The organism is Micromonospora wenchangensis (genome assembly GCF_002210435.1).
Lineage (GTDB): Bacteria > Actinomycetota > Actinomycetes > Mycobacteriales > Micromonosporaceae > Micromonospora > Micromonospora wenchangensis.
Genome location: NZ_MZMV01000011.1, coordinates 89,587 through 112,429 on the forward strand (window position 1 = coordinate 89,587; position 22,843 = coordinate 112,429).

The following is a 22,843-nucleotide window of genomic DNA, read 5'->3' on the forward strand; positions in this document are numbered from 1 at the left end:
TCACACCTCCGGCAGGTCGACGACCACGTCGACCAGGACGGGACGACCCTCGCGGACGCTCTTGACCGCCTCGGTGAGGGTGGATGCCAGGGCGTCGCGGTCGGTCACGGTGAACGCCTCGACGCCCTGGGCGCGGGCCATCCCGGCGTGGTCGACGTCCGGTCCGGTCAGGTCCATGCCGTGCCGGGCCCGGTCCAGGTCGCCGCCGCGCGTCTGCACCACCCGACGTTGGTGCAGCCAGTCCGCGCCGTAGCTGCGGTTGTTGACCACCACGGCCAGCAGCGGGAGCCGGTGGTGGGCGGCGGTCCAGAGCGCCTGCGGGGTGTAGAGCAGGTCGCCGTCGGGTTGCAGGTCGACCACCACGGTGTCGTCGTCGCGGTGGTGCAGGGCCGCGCCGATCGAACCGCCGATGCCGAAGCCGAGGCCACCGGCGCCGGAGCCGCCCAGGTGGCAGTTGTAGTCGACCAGGTCCCAGGTGCGCCGGGGCCAGCCCCGGAACATGGTGAAGCCGATCTGCCAGGGGCCGTCGCGTACCGCGTCGTAGGTGGCGGCGGCGAGGACGCCCTCGGTGATCCCGCCGTGCGGCGACTCGGGCGGCGGACCCTGCGCGGCGCGCAGCGCGGCGGTGTGGCCGGTCAGCCACTCGCGTCGGGCGGCGACGGCGTCGGCGCGGCGGGCGACCCGCTCGGCGACCAGGTCGGCGAGGACGGGCAGGGCGACGGCGGTGTCGGCGACCAGGTACTCGTCGGCCCGGATCGGCGGTTCCAGGTCGAGGAAGCCGTTGTGTTTCAGGTCGTTGAGGGTGATCACGGCGAGCTTCGTGCCGGGCCGGGTGAGCATCCGGTAACCGCGCCGGTCGTTGTCCACCTGGGACGTGGCCCAGCGGACGTCCCGGCAGTCCAGCGCCAGGACGAGGTCGGCGTCGGCGAGCCGGCCGGCCCGGTCGGCGGTGCAGTCGGCCCAGTGCCCGGTGGGGAAGTTGTGCCGGCTGCCGAGGTCCACCACGGGCACGGCGAGGGTCTCGGCGAGCCGGCGCAGCGCGTCGAAGCCGGCCCGGCTGCGGCCGACGAAGTCGGCGAGGACGACCGGGGAGTCGGCGGCGACGAGCAGGTCGGCGACGGCCTCGAGGCGATCCAGCGGGGCGGTCGGCGGGGCGAGCGGGGCCGGCCCCCAGTCGCCGAGGTCGACCGCGGGCGCGGGCGACTCCTGCATCAGCGCGTCGAGGGCCACGTAGGTGGGGCCGGGCGGTTGGGCCACGGCGAGCTGGTGGGCGCGGAGCATCAGGTCGGGCAGGGCGGCGACGGACGTGGGTTCGGTGTCCCACTTGACCACGTCCCGGACAGCCTGGCCCTGCTGGTTCGCGGTGTGCACCCAGTCGATCCACGGTCGGCGGCGGGCCTGGTCGGCCGGGCCGGAGCCGCCGAGCAGGAGCACCGGCGCGTGGTCGGCGTACGCGTTGAAGGTCGCCATCACGGCCTGCTGGAGGCCGACCAGGTTGTGCACGGCGGCGGCCATCACCTCGCCGGAGGCCTTGGCGTAGCCGTGGGCGACGGCCACGGCTACGCCCTCGTGCAGCGCCGAGATCACCTCGGGGCTTCCGCTGGTGGTGAGGGAGTCGTGCAGGCCCCGGAACGAGGCACCGGGGTTGGCTGCCACGTACCGGATGCCGAGGCGCTGGAGCAGCGCCACCATCACGTCGCTTCCGTATGTCAGATCCATGTGTCACGTCCTGTGTCGGTCGGCCTGTCCCGCCCCCGTCGGCTGCGCTACTTTATGAAACACCGTTTCATCAACCGGAACAAGAGGGGTGCGTGTCATGCATCGACCTGGTCAGGCCGTGGATCTGCACAGTCACTGGTGGCCCCGGGAGTTCGCGTCGGCCGTCCGGGCCGGCCGGCGCTGGCACGCCTGGGACGCCGACCTCACCGCCGCCACCCCTCGGATCGTGGCCGGGGACCGGGACGCCCCGGCCCCGGTCGACCTGTACTCGACCGACCTGGCCGCCCGTCGGGAACGCCGGGCCGCCGAGGGCATCGTCCGCGAGGCGGCGATGGTCCCGGTCTTCCTCTGGGGGTACGACCTTCCGGCTGCCGAGGCCGAGGCGTACTGCCGAGACGTCAACGCGGACCTGGCCGACGCACAGGCCGCCTCCGACGGCACCTTCACCGGCCTCGGACTGCTGCCGCTGCAGGACCACGACGCGTCGCTGCGGGTGCTCGACCACGCAGTGAAGGACCTCGGCCTGTATGCGTTCAGCATCGGCACCAACGTCGAGGACGCCAATCTGGACGACCCGAAGGTGGTCGCCATCCTCGACCAGGTGCTCGCCGCCGGGGCGGCGATCGTCATCCACGCCAACTGGTACACCCGTGCCGGGCGTGAGCGCACCTGCCGGCACATGTTCGACAACTCGGTGGGTGTGCCTCTCGAGTCCGGGCTGGCGTTGGCGTCGCTGATCTACTCGGGCCTGCTGGATCGGCACCCGGGCGCCCGGATCTGCTGCTCGCACGGGGGTGGCTGGCTGCCGTACGGCATCGGCCGGCTCAACCTGCGCTACCTGCAGGGGCGGGACAGTGGCCTGCTGGCCGAGGCTCCGGACCGGTACCTGCGCCGGTTCCACTACGACTGCCTGGTGCACGACGAGCGTGCCCTGCAACTGCTTGTCGAGCGGGTCGGCTCGGACCGGGTGGTGATCGGCACCGACCACCCGTACGGCGGGGACATTCCCGAGGTCGGCGCGGTGCGCTGGGTCGCCGATCAGCCGTTCCTGACCAGCCGGGAGAAGGACATGGTGGTCCGGGAGAACGCGGCTCTCTTCCTCGACGGCGCCCGGCGGGCGGTCGGCGGCGCCGGCTGACGTCCCGTCGCGCCCGACGGCGGATTCGCTGGTCACGGCGTCCGTCCGGCCCTTGACACGGTTCGACGGGCCCCCCTACGTTTCGTGGAACGCCGTTTCGCTGAGTGGAAGGAATGTGATGGCCACGCTTCGAGGGTTCGGCAATCCCCTGTCCCCGTCGGGTCGGGCGGCGCTCGTCGACGACCCCCCGCACCACATCAGCGCCGACGCCATCCAGGTGATCTACCGGGTCGACCCGGACAAGGCCCGCGCCTACCTGCCCGACGGCCTCGACCTGCACCCGGAGGCCCTGGCCTACGCCTACGTCGCCGATATGGTCAAGGTCAGCGACAGCCACCCCGACCAGGCCTGGACCGAACCGCAGTGGTCGCAGTACCAGGAGGGCATCCTCGGCCTCTACTGCACCTACCAGGGCCAGCCCGGCCGGTTCAGCGCCTACATCTACGTCAGCGAGGACTGGTCGGTGGTCTTCGGCCACTTCATGGGCTTCGCCAAGAAGCAGGGCGTCATCCACAAGACCAAGATCCAACCGGCCAACCCGGCGTTCGGGCCGATCGGCCCCGGCAGCCGGATGCGGGGGACCGTGGACCGGTTCGGCCGGCGGATCTTCAACGTGGACATCCAGCTCACCGAGAAGATCGACGACGACGCGGTGCCCTCGCACGGGCACCGCGTCTACACCTACCGGCACATCCCCTCGCCCAGCCCGCAGGTGCCCGACCAGCGGCAGCTCTTCGCCCTCGACCTGGACCGGGCCACCACCATCGACGCCTGGAAGGGCACCGGCGGCGTGGAGATCTTCACCGACGTGATCAACGAGGACCTCGACGGCTTCCAGCCACTGGAGATCGTCGAGGCGTACAGCTTCCAGCGCGGCTGGACCACCAAGGCCGGCGCCACCCTGCTGCGAGAGGACCACTGATGACCGACTGGGCCGCGATCCAGGTCGCCAAGGCCGCCGACAACATCGTGAACACCTCCCTGGCCGTGCGGCCCGGGGAACTCGTCGCCGTCGCCGCCGACCACAACTCCGACCACGCGGTCGTCGACGCGCTCCTCGCGGCGGTTGCCGCCGCCGGCGCCGAGGGCACCCTGCTGGTCCAGCCCGCCCGCGCCCGGGCCGGCGAACCGGCGAACCGGATCGTCGCCGCCGCACTGGCCGGCGCGGACGTGATCATCTCGCCGACCTCGACCGCGCTGAGCTTCACCCCCGAACTCAAGCAGGCACTCAACCGGGGCGCCCGGGCGATCGTGATGACCGGGGTGACCCGGGCCGAGCTGACCGGCGGCGCGGGCATCGCCGACTACGAGGAGGTCCACCGGATCACCAAACCGCTGGCCGACGCGATCACCGCCGGCTCCCGGATCCGGGTCACCTCGCAGCAGGGCTCCGACCTCACGGCCAGCCTGGAGGGCGTCACCTGCGGAGTGGGCGCGTCCTTCGCCCGTGAGCCCGGCCAGATCTCCAGCTACCCCAGCGGCGAGGCGTGGAGCGCTCCGGCCACCGGCACCGGGCAGGGCGTCCTGGTCGCCGACGGTTCCGCGCACCAGCTCGGCAAGCTGCGCGAACCGATCCGGGTCCACTTCGACCAGGGGCGCGCGGTCCGGATCGAGGGCGGCGACCAGGCCGGCGAGCTGCGCCGCATGATCGACGGGGTGGAGAACGGCGACAACCTCGGTGAGATCTCCATCGGCACCAACCCGGCGGCCCGCTTCCTCGGCAACATCACCGAGGACAAGAAGCAGGTCGGCACCGTCCACTTCGCGCTGGGCAACAGTGTGGTCGGCGGGACGGTCAAGGCCCCGATCCACGTCGACCTGCTGCTGCTCACCCCCACCGTGGAGGTGGACGGGGAGATCCTGGTCCAGGACGGGAAGATCGTGAAGGTGGCATGACCGCCGCATCCGCCCCGGCCCCCGGAGACGCCGTCTCCGGGGTGCCGGCCATCGACACCCACACCCACTTCTGGCCCCGAGGGCTGCTCACCGCCGGGCGGGAAGGACGGGACTGGTACGGCTGGCGACCGGTCACCGAGGCCGACGGCCGGCGGGCGTTCGCACTGGGACGTACCGTGCTGGCCTTCGCCCCGCCCGAGGTGGACCTGGCCGACCCGACGGCCCGGCTCGCCGCCCGCGCCGAGCAGCAGGGGATCGGCTTCGAGGCCGTCCAGGTGGCCGGGTTCCTGTTCAACTACCACCTGGACGCGGCCCGCGGCGCGGCCTTCTGCCGGGAACTCAACACCGAGCTGGCCGAACTGGAGGCCGCCGCCCCGGGCACCTACCGGGGGCTGGCGCAACTACCGCTCCAGGACCGCGAAGCCGCGCTGGCCGTGCTCGACCACGCCGTGACGGAGTTGGGGCTGCGGCACTTCGTGCTCACCCCGGCGGTCAACGGGCGCAACCTCGACGATCCGCAGATCCTGCCGGTGCTGGAGGCGATGGCCGAGGCCGGCGTGACCGCCAACGTCCACCCGGCGTTCTTCGACAAGCTCGGCGCCGGCGACCGGCTCGGCCGGTACTACTTCGAGAGCTCGTTCGCCGCGCCGGTCGAGGCGAGCATCGGGCTGATGACGGTGATCCATTCCGGCCTGCTGGACCGTTACCCCGACTTCCGGATGTGCTTCACCCACGGCGGCGGCATCGCGATCCACTCGCTGGGCCGGTTCGACCACCGCTGGCACATGATCTCCCCGGCGCAGCGCACGATGGCCCGACCGCCCAGTGAGTACCTCTCCGCCGGCAACCTCTTCTACGACGTGCTGGTACACGACGAGCGCGCGCTGGAGATGGTGATCGAGCGTGTCGGGGTGGACCAGCTCACCATCGGCACCGACCATCCGTTCGCCTGGGACCACCCCGGTGGCGCCGCGAACTGGATCCGTAGCGCCGACTTCCTGGACACCACGGCCCGGGAGAAGATCCTCTGGCGCAACGCGGCCCGCTTCTACGGCCTCGACCCCGACAGCCCGCCCGGGACGGCCGGCTCATGAACGACTGCGACACCCTGGTCGCCGGCGCCGGAGCGGCAGGCATGGCTGCCGCGCTGGCCGCCGCCCGACCCGGCCGCACCGTCGTCCTCGCCGAGGCTCGGGAGACGTTCCGGCAGGGCAGCAACACCGCGATGAGCACCTCGATGATCCCGGCCGCCGGCAGTCGCTGGCAGCGGGCGGCCGGCGTCGAGGACTCACCCGGTCGGTTCCTCGCCGACATCCGGGCCAAGACCCACGACCGGGTCGACCCGGTCGTGGCCGCCGCGCTCACCTCGGTCGCCCCCGAGCTGGTCGACTGGCTGGCCGACGACTGCGGGGTCCCTCTCGAACTGGTCACCGACTTCCGCTACCCGGGGCACTCGGCGCTGCGCTGCCACAGTGTGCCGGACCGCTCCGGTGCGGCCCTGCACCGCGCCCTGCTCGACGCCGCCGCGGACCGGGACGACCTGCACCTGATCGTGCCGGCCACGCTGGTCGACGTGCGCACCGACGAGGGCGGCGCGGTCCGGGGCGCGGTGCTGGAACGACCCGACGGCAGCCGGGAGGAGCTGAGCTGCCCGGCGGTGGTGCTGGCCACCAACGGCTTCGCCGCCGACCCCGACCTGGTCCGTCGTCACCTGCCCGAGATCGCCCACGGCGTCTACCACGGCGGGGAGGCGTCGCGCGGGGACGCGTTGCGGCTGGCCGAACGGCTCGGCCTGGACACCGGCTACCTCGACGCCTACCAGGGGCACGGCTCGCTGGCCGTACCGGACGCCATCCTGCTCACCTGGGCGACGGTCATGCACGGCGGCTTCCTCGTCGACTCCACCGGGCGACGCTTCGGAGACGAGACGGTCGGCTATTCCGAGTACGCCGTACCGGTGCTGTCCCGTCCGGACGGCCGGGCCTGGGTGGTCTACGACGAACGCGTCCACGACGCCTGCCGGGCGTTCAAGGACTACCGGGACGTGCTGGCCGCCGGTGCGGTCCGCTGGGCCGACGACGTCGACGCGCTCGCCGCCGTGCTGGGCGCTCCGACCGACGCGCTGGCGGCCACCCTGGCCGACGCCGACGCGGCCGCCTCCGGAACCGCGTCCGACGCGTTCGGTCGGAGCGCCTGGGGCGCGCCGCTGCGTCCGCCGTACGCGGCCGTCCGGGTCACCGGGGCGCTCTTCCACACCCAGGGCGGGCTGCGGGTGGACCGGCACGCCCGGGTGTTGCGCGCCGGGCAGCCGGTGCCGGGACTGTACGCAGCCGGTGGCGCGGCCGTAGGCATCTCCGGGCACGGGGCGGACGGGTATCTGGCCGGAAACGGCCTGCTCGCGGCCCTCGGCCTCGGATACCTCGCCGGCCGGCACGCCACCGCCTGATCCGGTACCGGTCCGGTCTGACCCGGGCCGGTACCGGCGGTGCCGCTAGGCCGTGTTTCGTAGCGGCCTGTGGCATGGCGGTGGTCGCTAATCGAAGAGGTCTCCGGTAGTTGGTTCAGCGACCAAGCAGAACTTCACACCGGAGACCTCGTGCCGAGCGTAGCGGCGGTGAGGCGACATGACCTGGCAGACCCTGTATCGATGATTTCGGCGCTGGCAGCGTGACGCTATCTTGGCCCGGCTCCTCACCTCGTGGTGTGCAGACCGAACCGGCCGATCACGGGCTCGGCCGATCGCGGGGCGGCTGGACCACCAAGACCCATCTGGCCTGCGAAAGGGCCGCAAACTGATGGCCGTGGTGGTGACCGCCGGACGACGCGGCGACAGCCCGCGGTTCATCCCCGCGCTGGCCAAGGTGCGCGTCCCCCGCCCCGGTGGCAGCCGGCCACGGACCCGCCCCGACACCGTGCTGGCCGACAAGGCGAACACGTCCACAGCCAACCGAGCCCACCTGCGATCCCGGAGCATCCGCGTGTGCATTCCGAGCAAGACCGGCCAGGATGCCCACCGCAAGGCCACAGGCTCCAAAGGCGGACGTCCGCCCGCCTTCGACCCCGAGACCTACCGCCTGCGTCACGCCGTGGAGTGCGGCATCAACCAGCTCGAACAACACCGCGCCATGGCCATCCGCTACGACTCGCCGTGCGCTACGAAGCCACCCTCACCATCGCCGCCATCAACCAATGGCTCCGCGCCCTACGAAACACGGCCTAGCGGCTGACCGGGCGGCGCAGGTATTCACCGCGCGGGGTGCCGACGACCGCGCCATCGCGGAGGATGCGATGTCCGCGTAGCCATACGTCGTCCACCCGGGCGGTCAGCTCGAACCCTTCGAACGGGGTGTACTCCTGAGTGGACTCACTGGCCTCCGCCGTCACCGTCCAGGTGCGGTCCGGGTCGACCAGGACGATATCCGCGTCGAAGCCCACCGCCAGGTCCCCCTTGCGCGGCCACAACCCGTAGCGCTTCGCCGGATTGGCGCAGACCAACTCGGCGACCCGGCCCAGCGGCAGCCCTTGCCGCCGTCCCTCGGTGATCAGGGCGGGGAGCAGGTACTCCGCCCCGCCGAACCCGGACTTCGCCACGAAGACGTCGTCCCGGTCGGCGCCGAACTTCGCCTCGTCCCGGCAGCAGGCGTGGTCGGAGACCACCCAGTCGACCTGTCCGGCGAGCACGGCCCGCCAGAGCGCCTGCCGGTCGGACTCGGCGCGTAACGGAGGGTTCACCTTGCCGCCGAGCCCGGCGGCGGTGTCGTAGGTGGCGATCAGGTGGCCGATGGTGACCTCGCGGCGGAAGTCCACGTGCGGGAAGGCGGCGGCCATCCGCAGCGCGGACTCCATCGCCTTCTCGCCGGACAGGTGCAGCAGGTTGATCGCCGGCAGGCCGGTCTCGTGGGCCAGGTAGGAGGCGATGGTGATCGCGAGCCCCTCCGAGTGCGCCGGGCGGGACGCGCTGTAGGCGGCCAATCCCTTCAGATCCCCGGCCTCCTCCACCAGTTTCGAGTAGGCCGCCATGATTTCGGCGGTCTCGCAGTGCAGCGACAGGCTGATGCCGTCCGCCAGCTCGGGCCGCTGTTCCCGGACCCGTTGAAGGCCGCGCATGACGAACTCGAAGTGCGCCAGATCGTAGCGCTCACCGGGCGGGGTCATCAGGAACGACGACTGGTCGGTGGAGCGCCCGTGCAGGCCGTGCGAACCGTAGAACATGAAGATCTTGAAAGAGCTGACCCCGAACTCGTCGACCAGCATGCCGATCTCGTCGATGTGGCCGGCCTGCATGGGGGCGAGGTGGAAGGCGTAGTCGACGTAGGCCCGCCCCTCGGCCAGGCTCAGCACCTCGGGAAAGAACTCGGCGTAGCTGCCGCCCCGGTTCAGGTAGTACTGCCCGGTGCGCATGTAGGTCAGCCCGGTGGTGACACCGCCCTGCGCCGAGGCCCGCGACTCGCTGGCGGTGTCGACGTCGAGCGGGTTGTAGATCCCCCAGTGCTGGTGTCCGTCGACCGCGCCGGGGAAGGCCAGTCGGCCGCCGGCGTCGACCACCTCCTCGGCACCGGCGGGGGAGAGGTCCGGCCCGATGGCCGCGATCCGGCCCGACCGGACCGCGATGGATGTTGGGACGGGCTCGTCCTCGCCCGGGCGTACCGCCCGCGTGTTGGCGATGAGCAGGTCATAAGCCATGGGGCCACCTCCTTGCGGTGGGCACAGGCTAAGCCCGTTGGACCGCTGAGCGCAACACCGATCCGTTGAGCGGAACAGATGGATCGGCTACCGACGCGCGCGAGCCAGCACCGCCCGGGCCGAACGGGCGACCGCCTCGTCCACCATCGTTCCGGTGCCGTCCACCGCCGCCGCCCCGCCGCCCCCGCCGGCGTACGCGGCGATGACCCGCTCGGCCTCGGCCACCTCCTCGGCGGTCGGGGTGAAGACTTCGTTGATCACCGGCACCTGAGCGGGGTGGATCGCCGTCCGTCCGGAAAAGCCGAGCCGGCGCAGGGCCTCGGTGCCGGCCCGCAGTTTGTCGGTGTCCCGGTAGTTCACGGTGGCCGGGCCGACCGGCGCGGCCAGCCCGGCGGCCGCCGAGGCGACGACCGCCTCGAACCGGGCCGGAAGCAGCTCCAGCTCGTCCGGACCGGCACGCAGGCCCAGGTCGGCGGTCAGGTCCGCCTCGCCGAGTCCGAGCAGCAACACCCGGGGTGCGGCGGCGACGGCGTCGATCTGCCGGAGCCCGCGCGCCGACTCCAGTCGGGGCGAGACCGCGATGTGCCCTACCGGTAGGCCGCGCTCGCTCTCCAGGTCGGTGAGCAGGGCGTCGAGGCGACTCAGCAGGGACGGGCCGTCCACCTTCGCCACCACCAGGCCGGTGAGGCCGGGGCGGACCGCCGCCCGTAGATCCTCCTCCAGGGCGTCCGGCGAGACCCGGACCCAGGCGTCGGCGTCGCCGGTGGCGCCGGAGTCCAGCCAGTCGGCGACCACCGAACGGGCGGTCGGCCGCTGCGCTACCGGTACCGCGTCCTCCAGGTCCGCGATGATGGCGTCGGCTCCGACGCCGGCGGCCTTGTTGAGCATCCGGGGCGAGTGGCCGGGGACATAGAGCCAGGACCGGGACACCATAACGCCTCCTCAGTTGGAACGGTGTTCCAATCTAGCGCGGTGTGCTGAGGCGAAGCGCGCGGCCTGCCGTTCGGCCCGGCCCGGCCCGTGCCAGGCAGTCACGTCGGGCTTCGGCGACCCCGGTCGGAGAAATGCCGGGTCAACGGGGATCGCACCGATCCGGTTGTCCAGGTCCTGGTTATTTGGCATGTTCCACGCGATAGGTGGCGCGTGCCCGAGGCCGGGTAGCGGTCCGCTGAGACGGAGAGATGACCGGTGACGATCTGACGGTGTTGGCGGATCGGCTGCGATGGGATCGCCGGCGGCATCCCTACCGGGGGCGACGGGAATACTCACAGACCGCCCGCCGGGTGGCCGAGGAGTGTGATCGACTGGTCGCCGAGGGGTGAGCGGATCTCGCGGTGCCGGTGTTGCGCAAGGCCGTCGACCGCATCACCCGAGCCCTGACGTACCTGACTCATGGACCTGTACGCCAAGGCGGGTGCGGCGGCGTTGCCGAACCCGATCAGCCTGGCCGGTTGGCTGCTGGAGGGTGTATACGGCCGCTGCTGATGGCGGCATCGATGTGTCAAGGAAGTCGCGGTCGGCTGCCCGGTTGTAGAGGGCGTCCATCTTGCCGACCACCACGTCGTCGGGGTGCAGGACCGGACCGATGTCCATCTGGACTGGCGGCTGGGCGTGCCAGTCCGCGACCAGTTCCACGCGGTGCTGCTGGTCTGGGTGGCCGGCAGTGCCGTCGACTACGCCCGGTTGGTCGACCCGGCCCGGATCATCTCGCCCGAACGCCGTGCCCGGTACTGGGAAGACACCGCCCTGGCGCTGCGCGGCCGTGGACGCCCACAGGCCACGTTCCAGGCTCTGCTGGCAGCCGAACACGACACCCCACAGGAAGTCCGGTTCCGGCCCTGGGCACAACAGCTCACCACCGACCTGCTCTCCCGCAACAGCCACAGCCTGCCGAACATACGCGAGGATTCGCGCGCGACCAGTGAAGGTGCGATGGTGCTGAGCTGATCGTCCTGGCATCAAGTTGTGTGGTGGACAGTTCGCCTACTTGTTGGCCGGTGAGGGGCAGCAGGACCAGATGGAGTACGTGGGGGACGGCCCGCTCGGTCAGGTGCTGCCTGCCGGCGTCTCCAGCGGGTCGGAACTGTGGGTGTCCTTCGTGCAGATTCAGCAGGTCGGTCAGTGGTGCCAGGAACAGCGGGATCTGGTCCGGGACGCCGTGGGTGGCCAGGAACAGGTGCAGCGCGGCGGGATCTGCCACGTGCAGGTCGTTGTGTAGGCGTTGCCGTTCCCAGCTGACGTTGTCGTAGCCGTGGAGGCTGGCAGCGGTGACGAGGGCATCGGAGTCATCGCGGAGCGCGATGGTGGTGTCGCCGGGGCAGCGGCAGATGTTCTCGGTGAAGAGGCCGGTCGTGGTCAGCTTTCGCGCCGCTTCGATCGTCGAGGGGGACCGTAGTTCGGCCAGGGTCGCCCGGTCGGCCAGGGGCCGGCGTCCTCGCCGCCGTCGAGGATCCGCACGACGTGCGTCCGCGACCACACATCCGAGAGCCAACTGATCACGGTCAACCTCTCCACGCCGTGCCCAGCCCCGCCGCCGATCCGGCATGCGGAATCGTCGGGCTGTCAGCGTAGGCGCTGGTCTGCGTTTCCTCGGATCGTCAGTTGCCGGGGCGATCGATGAGGCGGCGGAGGGCGTTTCCGGTGTGGGGGAAGGCGAGTCGCAGGGTGTCGGCGGTGAGGCGGATGCCCCACCAGGTGAGGGCGACGAGGTAGCCGATGATCAGGGCGCTGTGGGTGTTGTAGCTGATGACGAGGGCGTAGCCGATGGTGAGGCCGGGTGTGGTGATGAGGCGGATGGTGCGGGTGCGGCTGACGGTCAGGGCGGTGGCGGTGCCGAGGAGGGCGGCGCCGATGGTGCTGGCCAGGCCGGGCATGCCGGTGAGGTCGATGGGTGTGGACAGGGTGTAGGCGGCGCGGATGAGCCAGATGCCGGCGGCGGCGGTGGCGGCGTGGGTGATGGCGGGGCGGGTGAGGGTGAGCCAGTGGGGGAGGGCGTGGGCGGGGATGCGGGGTGCGGTGGCCGCGATGAGGGTGGCGCAGGCGGCGAGGGGAAGTGCGCCGCCGAGGGTCCATTTGAGGTAGGAGGTGTAGTCGAAGGAGAAGGCGGTGCCGGTGGCGAGGCCGTAGAGGGTGGCGGTGATGGTGCCGCCGACGGCGGCGGCGAGGTAGCTGCGGCGGATGAGGCTGCCGGTGGTGGGTTCCTCGGTGGGGGTGGTGGGTGTGCCGGTGAGCCAGGTGGTGGGGGCGAGGTGGGCGATCGCGATGGCGGTGAGCATGGCGAGGGCACCGGCGGTACCGAGTTGCGGCAGCGAGGTGCGGGCGCCGACGACCCAGGTGTTGTGGATGGTGATGTCGGCGGTGAGGACGGCCTGCACGAGCAGCGCCAGGGAGCAGGCGCCGATGAGAAGGGTGCCGGTGAGGTCGCTGATGCGCAGCCGGACGCGGGGCAGCCGAGCGGCGGTGGCGCGGGGTGCGGGCTGGTGGTGGGCGGTGAGGGTCAGAGCGCCGTCGGTGAGGGCGTGGGGGTGGTCGACGAGGACGGGGGTGGTGCCGGTGGTGTGGGCGAGGTGCTCGGCGACGGAGGGCAGGGTGGGGTCTGGTCGCAGGATGACGGTGGGGAGGTGGCCGGTGTCGACGTCGGCGGCGTCGAGGAGGTCGGTGACGGCGCGGGGGATCTGGTCGAGGACGGGTTGCGCGGCGCGGGTGACGTCGGCGCGGGTGATGATCGCGGGTTGGCGGGGTGCGGGGAGGAGGACGGGGGCGCGTTCCTGGGTGACGAGGAGTTGCCGGGCGGTGCGGACGGCGTCGGTGAGGGCGCGGTGGTCGTCTGCGGTGGCGGGATCGTCGCCGGGGGCGCGGAGGGGATCGTCGTCGCCGGTGGCGGTGTGGATGACGTGGTCGGTGATGAGGCGGTCGAGGTCGGGGGCGTCGTCGAGGCTTCGGGTGGCCAGTTCGGTGTAGCCGCCGTCGGTGGTGTGTAGGACGGTGAGGGTCGCCGGGTGCCGGTCGGCCTGGCAGACGAGGACGCAGGAGCCGGCGGGTGTGGGGTGGCCGAGGGTCGTGGCGTGGGCGGCGAGCGCGGCGGGTGCGGTGACCAGGGCAGGGGACGGTAGTCCGGCGCGCTGTGCGGCTTCGGTGACCTGGTGGCGGCGGCGTGGCCCCCAGCTCGGTGGGATGGTCACGGTGAGGGCGGTGATCGGCTGACCGATTTGGTGGGCGGCGTGCTGGCCGACATGCCGTAGCACTGCCGCGAGGAGGTCCACGGGGTCGGTGGGTGCGGCGTTGGTGGCGTCGGTGAGAGCGGTTTTGCCGAGCAGGGCGGTCGGGTCGTCGACGAAGCGGTGGTCCGCCGGGATGGACGTCGCTGCGTCAACGCCGACGTACAGGTGCCCGGTGGGGCCGATGACGACACCGGGGGGCATGACGAGGCGGCCGTCGATGAGGATCGGGACGCGGACGCCGTCGCGGCTGACGGTCGCGGCGATGGCGGCGGAGCTCAGATCGACGGCTGCCGTGGTGTCCCCGTGTGGCATGGGGGGCAGTCTGGCCCGTGGGGGTGTGGCGACGTCAACCCTGATTGTCCGCGTGATCCTTTGTGCGCGGATGGTGAGAATCCTTCTCGACGCAATAGCCAGCGACGTGCATTCTCCTGTAAGCGGAGAGCTTCACCGATGAGTCGCAGGGAGGGACGGGTGCCGAAGGTGTCCTCGGACAGGGGCGACAGACTCGCCGAGTACGGCACACGGGCCACGGTCCACCCACCCCGCGACATCCCACCCCGTCGAGTACCTCTCTCCCGCACCGTCGCTACCGGAGCCCGGGTCGTGGCCGCCGCCGGCATCCTCCTGGTGGTCGTGCCAGCCGTGCTGTGGCTCGCCGGCGGGAACCCGCTGCGGCGGCTACCGCAGTGGTCGCAGATCCCCGCCTGGTTCGAACGCTCCAGCGGACGGTTCACCCCCGACGTCCTCATCGGCGCGGCGTTCTGGGTGATGTGGCTGCTGTGGGCGGTGTTCGCCCTGCTCCTCGTCGCCGAACTCGTCACCACGCTGACCCGGTGGCGCATCCCGGCGCTCACCCTGCCGGCACCCCTGCACCGCCTGGTGTTCGGCCTGGCCGGCACCGCCGCGCTCGCCGTCACCTCCGCAGGCTCCCTCGACGCGGCGGCAACACCTGACCGGCCGACGACCCCCGTCGCCACCGCCGAACACATCGATGTTCCCCGCCAGGCACCCGCCTCCGGCCCGGCAATCATCCAGGTCGCCGACCAGCGGTACCTCTACACCGTCGAACGCCACGACACCCTGTCCAAGGTCGCCAAGGAATGGCTCGGCGACGCGAACCGGTGGCCGCAGATCTGCCAACTGAACAAACACCGCCACTTCCCCGGCACCGGCGGCACCCTGCGCGACTGCGACCTCATCTACCCCGGCTGGGAACTGCGGCTACCCGCCGACGCCCGCCCACCACACGCCGCGACCCCAGCGACCCCGACCACCCCACCACCGCAAGCCCCGCCCCGTCGGGTGCCACCACCGACCTCCGCCAGCGCCGACCCGCAACCCCCAGCACCCACCACCCGACCGTCCGACACCACCACCGAAACGCCGCCAGCCAGCCCGAGCAGCACGCCGGCAACCCCAACCATCAGCGGGACGCCGCCAGCACCCTCACCCACCGAGCCGACCCCCACCCCGCAACAACCCACCGCCGTCGACCCGACCGAACCCACGACCACCGACGACCATGGGGTACGGCTGTCGGCCACCGAGTGGCTGCCCTGGTCGCTGGCCGCCGCGATCAGCGCCGCCGCCACGATGGTCTGGCTGCACCGTCGCCGCCGCTACACCGGTGAACCCGACACCGAACCCCTCACCGCGCTGCCGGCACCGGTCGTCCAGGTCCGCCGCGCCGTCACCGCCCACCCATCAGAGCCGGGCAGCGACGAGCAGCCACCGCGCCTGCACCCCGTACTCACATCGCCGCCCGGTGGTGGAATCGGCATCATCGGCGACGGCGCGCACGCCGCCGCCCGCGCCACCCTCGTCGCCGTCCTCGCCGCAGGCGACCCCCACCACCCCGACAACCGCGGCGAAATCATCATCGACACCGCCACCCTGACCACCCTCCTCGGCCCCGACGCCACCACCCTCACCCCATGGCCACGGCTGCACCTCGTCGACACCCTCACCGACGCACTCACCACGATCGAAACCCACCTGCTGCACCGCAGCCGCATCCTCGACGACCACACCCTGACCGACCTCGACACCACCCCACCCCCGGACACCCCCGACGCGGGAGCCCTGCCACCGATCGTCCTCATCACCGACGCACCACCCCCCACTGCCCGGATGCGAACCAGGACCGCCCTCACCCTGGGCGCGGACCTGCACGTGTCCGCGCTACTGCTCGGTGAATGGACACCCGACGCCACCGTCGACGTCACCACCGACGGACACACCCACCCTGCGGCCGAGCAGCCCGCCGGACCGGTGCCGCCGCAACTGCCGGTGCTGGAAGCCGCCACGGCGATGCAGATCCTGCAAACCCTCCGCGAGGCGCACACCGGCACACCACCCGCCGCTGCACCCGCCGTGCCCGTGCCCCTGCACACCAGCCGAGCTGACACGCCACCCGCCGACACCGCACCACCGCCGGGCACCGACCGGCCCGCCGACGATGTCCCCACGGGACGCGCTCGACTGCGGGTACTGGGTCCACCGCGCATCGAAGGCATCACCGGGCCGGGACGTCCGCTGCGCGCCAAAGCCCTCGAACTGGCGGTGTACCTCGCCGTGCACCCCGACGGGGCCGCCACCCGCGAAATCGGCGAGTACCTCGAACCCGACGCCCGCCTCAGCCAAGCCGACCAACGCGTCCACACCAACGTGTCGAACCTGCGACACGTACTCGGTCGCGCCGGCACCGCAGACACCAAGAACGCCTACGTCATCAAAACCGCCGGCCGGTACCGACTCGACCCGACGACCGTCGACGTCGACGTGTGGACCCTGCGCGACCTGATGCGCAACGCCACCATCGCCACCGGACCCCGCCGCCGCGAACTCCTCACCACCGCCTGCGACCTCTGCACCGCACCACTGGCCGAAGGCCAGGACTACGAATGGCTACCCCCACACCGCGAGACCATCCGACGCTGGGGCACCGAAGCCCACCTTCTCCTCGCCGACGACCTACTCCACCATGATCCGCAGGCTGCATCGGACCTGCTCGACAAAGCCATCACCCTCGACCACTACAACGAAGCCCTCTACGTCAAAGCGATGCACGCCCGCCACACCCTCGGCGACGCCGACGGCATCCGCACCCTCCTCCGCGCCCTCACCAAAGCCCTTACCGACCTCGACACCCAACCCCACGATGACACCATCACCCTGGCCACCCAGCTGCGCACCAACCTGAGCAAGTAAGCTCAGAGCTGTACAAACAGGGCTCGGTCAATGTGTGGGCGGCACGGTGGTAGTCATGAAGGGGCCTTGAAGCACTTCATCCTGGCCAGGGCATGGTCGACCCCCGCTCGGACGGTCCGGTGCTCGAGGTTCAGGGCTTCCTTTCAGGCGGGTAGCGAGCTGCCGTCGGCGGGTTTGCGGGAGGGCATGATCTCTCGGGGTTCCTGCGGTAGCCGCCGTCGGCCATCATGGGCCGCCCGTTCAGCATCTCGGCAATGCCCGAGGTCCGGCCCGCCTTGCATAGCCGCAAACGTCGTACACCCAGTACCCCAGATACCTGGCCACGGCCTCGCGATTGGCGAGGTCCAGCGATAGCCACTCCCGTGCTGCCCGGACCCTCTCAGCTCTGGCCTGCTCATGCTCGTCAGGCTTGAGTTCCACCCGGTCGGTAAGTTCGCCCCAGATGAAGTGCACGGAGCCGGCCGCATCCACTTCGATCGACGTATGCGCGGACACCCCGTGGATGCTCAGCGCTGCCTCGTAAGGATCCTCCGCGGTGATGACGCTCTCGGCCAGTGCGGTGACCTCCCGCAGGTAGGCAACCTCGGCGTCATCCTGCCTGGGCCCCTCATGCCCTGAGGATTGCATCCGGCTGCGAACCCCGCTCGGATCTGCGAGACGTCTCTTACGGACACGGTCGAGTTGGTCGCCATGGTCGCCACGGGGAGGAGCGGGAAGGGATCTGGGCCGCGCAGAAGGTTGCGTTCCCGGGTTTCGCCGACTACGAGCGGAAGACCGGCCGCGAGATCCCTGTCGTGGTGCTGGAACCCGCGCCGTAGGTGGGGGCCAGCTTCGCTCCTGTCGTGGACCGCGCGTCGCAGATCATCGGCAGTTGGGGCGGGTAGCGTCAGCGGGAGGATGCTTGATCGATAGGACGGGGGTGCGGTCCATGGCACATGTGCGACGCTTCGACCACGTCGGTATCACGGTGGCGGATCTTGATGTCGTGACGGCCTTCTTCGTGGCGCTTGGCCTGGAGGTCGAGGGGAGGGCGTTCGTCGAGGGGGAGTTCCTGGAGACGGTGTGCGGCATTCCCGACTCCCGTACCGAGATCGTCATGCTGAGGTCACCCGACGGCGGTGCCCGTCTGGAGCTGGCGAGATTCGTCCGGCCGGATGCCGTGCCGGGCTCGCCGGCGGCCATGGCCAACGAGTTGGGGTTGCGTAACGTGTCGTTCGAGGTCGACGACGTGCGGGCCGTCGTCGACTGGGCTGCGGGCGAGGGTTACGGACTGGTCGGTGGCATCGGCGAGTATGAGGGTGCGTGGCGGATGGCCTACGTCCGGGGGCCGGAGGGGATCGTCGTCTCGCTGGCCGAGCGGATCGGCTGAGCCGCGCGACGCCCGGATCCGCGGTGTGCCGCGTGCCGTCATTGCGGGCGATTGGGCGGCTCTTCGGGTTGGTCAGGTGGTTGGCTTGTTGTGTTTGCGGATGAGTTCGGGTAGTTCGGTGAGTGAGTCGAGGTGGAACAGGCCGCGGTCGCTGATCGCTGTGTCGTTGAGGATGTGTGCCCAGGGGCCCCGGCGGATGAGTGCGGTGGGGATTCCTGCTTCTTGCGCTGGTCGGATGTCGTTGTCGAGGCGGTCTCCGACGTAGAGCACCTGGTCGGCGCGGCAGCCGGCTTCGGTCTACCCGGTCGAAGAAGGCAAGGCACGGTTTCTCCACGCCCCAGCTGTCCGAGGTGCCGATGACGTCCACCGGTAGGTTCAGGGCGCGGAGGATGGCTTCTGCGCGTGCTGTCTGGTCACCGGCGAGGCCGACGTGGAGTCCTGCGGGGGGTAGCGCGATCAGGCAGGGGCGGAAGTCGGGGTTGAGGTCGTCTTCGGTGATTGATTCGGTTGTCCTGCTGTGGTGCGGCGTTGCCGTTCCTGGGTCAGGTTGAATCCCGGTCGGAAGACCTGGAAGGTTTCCCGGTAGTCGGAGCCGCGGGCGATGGCTGCGCCGAAGACGGCGGAGAACGTGTGGCGTGGTACGCCGAACCATTCTGCCCAGGTGCCGTACTCGCGGGACTCGTCAACGATGGTCCCGCCCACATCAAAGAACATGCTGGCGATCACCTGGCGGATTGTGCCGTGAAGGCGATCTACCCTGACGACCGCGACGGCGACCGAGAGGGGGATCCCGAGGCTGTGCCCGGTCTGCGCCCCGAGACCACAGGGTCGGCCGACGCCACGTCCCACACGCTTGAGGTCGATGGAGAGACCTTCGTTCTCCGCTCGAACGCGTTCGGTGGCACCGCCTACACGTGGCTCAGCGGGCCGAACCCCGGCTACGGCTTCGGCGTCAGCCCGACGGCGAACCTGTCGCTTGACGAGCACACCACGAACATCCGTGACTTACTGGACACCATCGACGCCGGCAGCGGATACATCGAAGACGACTGAGCATCAGGATCGTCCGACGTTCCGGGCCCGCCGGGCAGGCGTGTCGGGTTCGTCCTCCGTGCCGGGCCCGGGGTACCACTTGCGTGGTGCGGCGCACGATCGGCGGCAGTTCGCGATACTCCGCCTCGACATCACCGCGCCGGTGCGACGGTGCGGCTGTGCTGGTGCGATCCTATGATCAGCGAGATCGTGAAGGGTGGGGGCCGATGCGGGTCGCGATCTCCGGGACGCACGGAATCGGAAAGACCACTCTTGCCGACGCGTTGTGTGCGCGTCTGCCGGGTCACGTCATGGTCGACGAGCCGTACTACCTCCTGGAAGAGCAGGGGTACGAGTTCGACTTTCCGCCGTCACGGGAGGACTACCGGGCGATGTTGGCCTGCTCGGTGCGGAGCCTGCGGTCGCCGCCACCCTCCAGGGCCGTCTTCGACCGCACACCACTGGACTACCTCGCCTACCTGGCCGCGAACGGAGCAGACCCGGCGCAGGAGGCTGACGCCTCCATGTTGCGTCCCGCGTTCGCGACGCTCGATCTACTGGTTATCGCGGTGATCACGCCGGAGACTGAACGAGTCCTGCCCGCCGCGGAGCTGTCCGGGCTCCGCTCGCGCATGAACGACGCGCTCCTGGAACTCGTCTACGACGACCCCCTCGATGCTTGGAATGACACTCCTGTCCTGGAGTTGAGTGGACCGCTCGACAACCGGCTGGAGGCGATCCTCGACGTCCTGAAACCAGCATCAGCGGGCCCAGGTGCGGGCCCGACCGAATCCGGGGCTGAAGAGCCACGGCAAGGGTGACGACGCGTCACTGCGCCGCACCAGGTACCACCGGAGCGATGCCCTGTATCGCACTCCACCCGGGAGATCCCGATGTGGTCAGGGTGCTGGGGGCCGGTCCGAGTGCTACGGAGGCTTGACGCTCAGCGGGGCACGATGCGGCGGATCGCTGCGATCTGGTTGGCCCAGCCGTTCAGTGTCACGAGCTTGACGACATCACCGCTACTCGGCGCGTGGATGATGAGTCCGCTGCCGAGATACATGCCGATGTGGCGGGGTGTGGTTCGGGTGCCCTGGCTGCCGGGGATGAGGATCAGGTCGCCGGGGTGGAGTTGCGTCGGGTCGGTGACGGGGGTGCCGGCGTGGATCTGATCTTGGGTGGTGCGGGGGATGGTGATGCCGGCCGTCCGGTACGCGGCCTGCATGAGGGATGAGCAGTCGCACTGCCTGGCAGGGTCGCCGGAGTGCGGGGCGGTACAGGAACCGCCGAAGTGGTATGGGGTGCCGAGTTGGCCGACGGCCCAGGTTATGGCGGTCGCGACGGCCGGCGGAGTGTCGGCCGGCACCCTGAAGCCGTCCGGTATGGCAGTAGGTGTGGCGGCACAGTCGGTCAGTGTGCCGGTGAGGCGTTGAACCAGGTGGGAGGCGTCGTCGGCCCACTTGGTGTAGGCGTCAGGGAAGGCGGAGATCTGTACTGCTTGTGCGGCCTGGGTCAGTGGCATCGTTTCCCAGCTGGGAACGGCGAGCAGTTTGTGGTAGAAGGCGTTGGCCTGGTAGGCGGGGTCGGCCAGTTGGGCTGCGCTGCCCCAGCCCTGGCTGGGGCGTTGCTGGAACACACCGATGGAGTCGTGGTCGTTGCGGTGGCCGAGGTGGGGCAGGTTCCGTAGTCCGGATTCCTGCAGTGCGGTGGCGACGGCGATGATCCAGCCTCGGCGGGGCACGCCCCTGGCCCGTCCGACGTCGATGATCGTGGTGGCGATGTCGAGCTGCTCGGTATCCCACGTGCCGGTGTTGGGCGGCTGGTCGGAGGGTGGATGGGGTGCGGAGGCGGTGTCGCAGGTGCCGGAGCGGGTGGTGGCCGACATGAGGGCCGCGGGGAGGCCGAGGCAGGCTACGACGACCACGGTGACAACTCCGATGATGACTTTGGTCATCGTGACGGCACGTCCTTTGCGTCGTGTGCGAACGGATGTTGCTGGTCAGGTGGGGGTTCCGGGCTGATGGACAGCGGCACCGAAGTCGCTCTCGTGGCTGCGTATCTCTTCCGCGTCGGGTGGTGAAGCACGAAAAGGACCGTGGGCCGCCCGGAACGGACGGCCCACCGTGGCGGTCAGGGTGTGGTGGCAGGTGGGATGAACAAGTGGCGGCGCAGCGGAGCGGGTTGTCGATGACACGGCTGGTGTGGGGATGGTCGGACCGGGGTGCGGCGTACGCCCAGTCCCAGGTGCCGTTGGACATGGCGGGGACGTGCCGGACGGTGTCGTGCTGGTCGAGGAACCAGACGCGGCTCCGAGGCTCCGCGAGGAGTGCCAAGGGGCTGGGTTGCCTAGGGATGGTGCAGGCGCAGTCCGACTCGCGGTAGGTGGTAGCTGGTGATGGATGTGCAGCGGCGGTCGCAGAGTCGCTGCCATGACGGCGCGTAGGCCACGGCGGTGCTCCTGAGCGTGGGCCGGTGGGGTCGGCGCCATCGGAGGTCGGGGCCCGGGGCAGCAGCACCGATGGCCACTGCCCCGGGCTGTGGGTGGTCAGACTGTGAGCAGGTCGAAGGCGGTGATCTTGAGGTCACCGACGTTGCCGGTGACGACCCGATTGGCGCGGGCGGTGTCGTTCTTGGCGGGCTGGTAGTGGTCGAGGTACTCGGTGATGGCCTGGTATCCGGCCCATCGGCTGCCGGTGATGGCTTTCTGGGTGTCGGCTTCGCGGATCAGGTACTTGAGGGTGCCGAGGCGCTGCTTGGCGTTTTTGCGGGTCTGCTCGGAGGCGTTGTCCTTGAGGGGCCACACCTGGCCGACGATCTGTTCGAACTCGCGCATGGTCAGCTCGGCTTGGAGCATCCGCTCGGCGGCCTTCTCGAAGGTGTCCATGTAGGTCCACATCAGGCCGATGGCCTCGCGGGCCTGGCTGATCTGTGAGGTGACGTTCGAGGTGTGCCGGAAGGTGTAGTGCCCGACGGTGTGTTGGAAGGCGGCGCGTTGGGTGTTGGCGCAGACCACCCGGATGGGGCTGGCGTCGACGCGCAGGGCGGCGGTGCCGTCGTGGGAGGTGGTGCCGATCAGGTAGAGGTCCAGTCGGTCGACGCCGGCGATGTGCATCGCGTCGGGGAGTTTCATGGTGACGAAGACGCTCTTGCCGCCGCGGAGGCTGCCGGCGGTTTCGAAGTGGGCGCCGCCGACCTGGTCGACGAGGCGGTCGAGCATCTCGGCGCACTGTTCGTTCTGGACCACGGTGTAGTCGGTGCCGACGATGCCCAGGTACTCGGTGGCTCCGGTGGCCGGGTTACGGCGGACGGTCATCCGTTTGTCGTCGGCGGGGACCTGCACCTCGACGCCGTCGATGAGGTCGATGCCGACGGTGCGGATGGTGCGTACGCCCCAGTCACCGAGGCGGGCGGCGGCCATGATCTCTTCGGCTTTCATGGTGTCCTGGGTGACGGTGCCCAGCTGATGCCAGGCGGATACGCGGGCGGACGCGAAGGCGGTTGTCCCGTCGGCGAACGTTTCCAGTTCGTGTGGCACAGGGGTTCTCCTGTCGATACGGGTGCGGGGGCCGGGCGTGT

General features: G+C 70.5%; 19 protein-coding genes and 3 pseudogenes. 13 read left to right on the forward strand and 9 right to left on the reverse strand.

The window, feature by feature from the left end; all coding sequences use genetic code 11:
- Positions 1 to 1,719: a thiamine pyrophosphate-binding protein gene (locus B5D80_RS09090; RefSeq protein WP_088643357.1), complete on the reverse strand. Its 1,719-nt coding sequence runs from the start codon at positions 1,717 to 1,719 to the stop codon at positions 1 to 3.
- A gap of 97 nt (positions 1,720 to 1,816) precedes the next feature.
- Here B5D80_RS09090 and B5D80_RS09095 point away from each other — a divergent pair, with 97 nt between their 5' ends.
- From B5D80_RS09095 to B5D80_RS09120, 6 genes and pseudogenes are all read left to right on the forward strand, one after another.
- Positions 1,817 to 2,857 (forward strand): amidohydrolase family protein, encoded by a 1,041-nt coding sequence (locus tag B5D80_RS09095; protein WP_088643358.1) that lies wholly within the window; start codon positions 1,817 to 1,819, stop codon positions 2,855 to 2,857.
- 118 nt (positions 2,858 to 2,975) lie between these two features.
- Entirely contained in the window at positions 2,976 to 3,779 is an 804-nt protein-coding gene (locus B5D80_RS09100; protein WP_088643359.1) for an acetoacetate decarboxylase family protein, read from the forward strand.
- Positions 3,779 to 4,753 carry an aminopeptidase gene (locus tag B5D80_RS09105; RefSeq protein ID WP_088643360.1) on the forward strand — a complete coding sequence of 325 codons (975 nt, stop codon included), beginning with the start codon at positions 3,779 to 3,781 and terminating at the stop codon, positions 4,751 to 4,753. The genes B5D80_RS09100 and B5D80_RS09105 overlap by 1 nt, the downstream gene beginning before the upstream one ends.
- A complete protein-coding gene (locus B5D80_RS09110; protein ID WP_088643361.1) occupies positions 4,750 to 5,847 on the forward strand; it encodes an amidohydrolase family protein in 1,098 nt (365 codons plus the stop codon). Before B5D80_RS09105 ends, B5D80_RS09110 begins: the two co-directional genes overlap by 4 nt.
- A complete protein-coding gene (locus tag B5D80_RS09115) occupies positions 5,844 to 7,199 on the forward strand; it encodes an FAD-dependent oxidoreductase (RefSeq protein WP_088643362.1) in 1,356 nt (451 codons plus the stop codon). Before B5D80_RS09110 ends, B5D80_RS09115 begins: the two co-directional genes overlap by 4 nt.
- A 248-nt stretch (positions 7,200 to 7,447) precedes the next feature.
- Positions 7,448 to 7,973: pseudogene (locus tag B5D80_RS09120) on the forward strand (transposase); the annotation flags it as partial.
- Here B5D80_RS09120 and B5D80_RS09125 read toward each other — a convergent pair.
- From B5D80_RS09125 to B5D80_RS35080, 3 genes and pseudogenes are all read right to left on the reverse strand, one after another.
- Positions 7,970 to 9,436, reverse strand: a complete 1,467-nt coding sequence (locus tag B5D80_RS09125) for a dihydroorotase (protein ID WP_088643363.1) — start codon at positions 9,434 to 9,436, stop codon at positions 7,970 to 7,972. The pseudogene B5D80_RS09120 and the gene B5D80_RS09125 overlap by 4 nt on opposite strands.
- A gap of 87 nt (positions 9,437 to 9,523) precedes the next feature.
- Positions 9,524 to 10,369 (reverse strand): HpcH/HpaI aldolase/citrate lyase family protein, encoded by an 846-nt coding sequence (locus B5D80_RS09130; RefSeq protein WP_088643364.1) that lies wholly within the window; start codon positions 10,367 to 10,369, stop codon positions 9,524 to 9,526.
- A gap of 538 nt (positions 10,370 to 10,907) precedes the next feature.
- Positions 10,908 to 11,074 (reverse strand): annotated as a pseudogene (locus B5D80_RS35080) (nucleotidyl transferase AbiEii/AbiGii toxin family protein); the annotation flags it as partial.
- Here B5D80_RS35080 and B5D80_RS09135 point away from each other — a divergent pair.
- Both B5D80_RS09135 and B5D80_RS09140 read left to right on the forward strand, forming a co-directional pair.
- On the forward strand, positions 11,006 to 11,383 hold the full coding sequence (locus B5D80_RS09135; protein ID WP_245854369.1) for a hypothetical protein: 378 nt from the start codon (positions 11,006 to 11,008) through the stop codon (positions 11,381 to 11,383). The pseudogene B5D80_RS35080 and the gene B5D80_RS09135 sit on opposite strands and share 69 nt — an antisense overlap.
- 70 nt (positions 11,384 to 11,453) lie before the next feature.
- Positions 11,454 to 11,654, forward strand: coding sequence for a hypothetical protein (locus B5D80_RS09140; RefSeq protein WP_158224154.1), 201 nt, complete (start codon positions 11,454 to 11,456; stop codon positions 11,652 to 11,654).
- Between the two features lie 379 nt (positions 11,655 to 12,033).
- Here B5D80_RS09140 and B5D80_RS09145 read toward each other — a convergent pair whose 3' ends face one another.
- Positions 12,034 to 13,968: an Hsp70 family protein gene (locus B5D80_RS09145; RefSeq protein WP_088643366.1), complete on the reverse strand. Its 1,935-nt coding sequence runs from the start codon at positions 13,966 to 13,968 to the stop codon at positions 12,034 to 12,036.
- 291 nt (positions 13,969 to 14,259) lie between these two features.
- On the opposite strand from B5D80_RS09145, the gene B5D80_RS09150 reads away from it, so the two are divergent.
- Positions 14,260 to 16,866 (forward strand): LysM peptidoglycan-binding domain-containing protein, encoded by a 2,607-nt coding sequence (locus B5D80_RS09150; RefSeq protein ID WP_245854371.1) that lies wholly within the window; start codon positions 14,260 to 14,262, stop codon positions 16,864 to 16,866.
- Positions 16,867 to 17,106: 240 nt separating this feature from the next.
- Here B5D80_RS09150 and B5D80_RS09160 read toward each other — a convergent pair whose 3' ends face one another.
- A complete protein-coding gene (locus tag B5D80_RS09160) occupies positions 17,107 to 17,493 on the reverse strand; it encodes a hypothetical protein (RefSeq protein WP_088643368.1) in 387 nt (128 codons plus the stop codon).
- Between the two features lie 23 nt (positions 17,494 to 17,516).
- Here B5D80_RS09160 and B5D80_RS09165 point away from each other — a divergent pair, with 23 nt between their 5' ends.
- A complete protein-coding gene (locus B5D80_RS09165) occupies positions 17,517 to 17,684 on the forward strand; it encodes a nitroreductase/quinone reductase family protein (protein WP_342747094.1) in 168 nt (55 codons plus the stop codon).
- 110 nt (positions 17,685 to 17,794) lie between these two features.
- Positions 17,795 to 18,235, forward strand: a complete 441-nt coding sequence (locus B5D80_RS09170; RefSeq protein ID WP_088643425.1) for a VOC family protein — start codon at positions 17,795 to 17,797, stop codon at positions 18,233 to 18,235.
- 72 nt (positions 18,236 to 18,307) lie between these two features.
- Here the strand turns inward: B5D80_RS09170 and B5D80_RS09175 are convergent.
- Positions 18,308 to 18,961, reverse strand: a pseudogene (locus B5D80_RS09175) (HAD family hydrolase).
- Between the two features lie 15 nt (positions 18,962 to 18,976).
- Here B5D80_RS09175 and B5D80_RS09180 point away from each other — a divergent pair.
- Both B5D80_RS09180 and B5D80_RS09185 read left to right on the forward strand, forming a co-directional pair.
- Positions 18,977 to 19,288 (forward strand): hypothetical protein, encoded by a 312-nt coding sequence (locus B5D80_RS09180; protein ID WP_088643369.1) that lies wholly within the window; start codon positions 18,977 to 18,979, stop codon positions 19,286 to 19,288.
- Between the two features lie 206 nt (positions 19,289 to 19,494).
- The gene (locus B5D80_RS09185) at positions 19,495 to 20,088 is read left to right on the forward strand and encodes an AAA family ATPase (protein ID WP_088643370.1); all 594 of its coding nucleotides are present in this window, start codon (positions 19,495 to 19,497) and stop codon (positions 20,086 to 20,088) included.
- Positions 20,089 to 20,210: 122 nt separating this feature from the next.
- Here the strand turns inward: B5D80_RS09185 and B5D80_RS09190 are convergent, their stop codons facing one another.
- Together B5D80_RS09190 and B5D80_RS09200 are read right to left on the reverse strand one after the other, a co-directional pair.
- Positions 20,211 to 21,221: an NlpC/P60 family protein gene (locus B5D80_RS09190; RefSeq protein ID WP_088643371.1), complete on the reverse strand. Its 1,011-nt coding sequence runs from the start codon at positions 21,219 to 21,221 to the stop codon at positions 20,211 to 20,213.
- A 591-nt stretch (positions 21,222 to 21,812) separates the two neighbouring features.
- Positions 21,813 to 22,802 carry a DUF932 domain-containing protein gene (locus B5D80_RS09200; protein ID WP_088643373.1) on the reverse strand — a complete coding sequence of 330 codons (990 nt, stop codon included), beginning with the start codon at positions 22,800 to 22,802 and terminating at the stop codon, positions 21,813 to 21,815.
- Positions 22,803 to 22,843 lie beyond the last annotated feature (41 nt).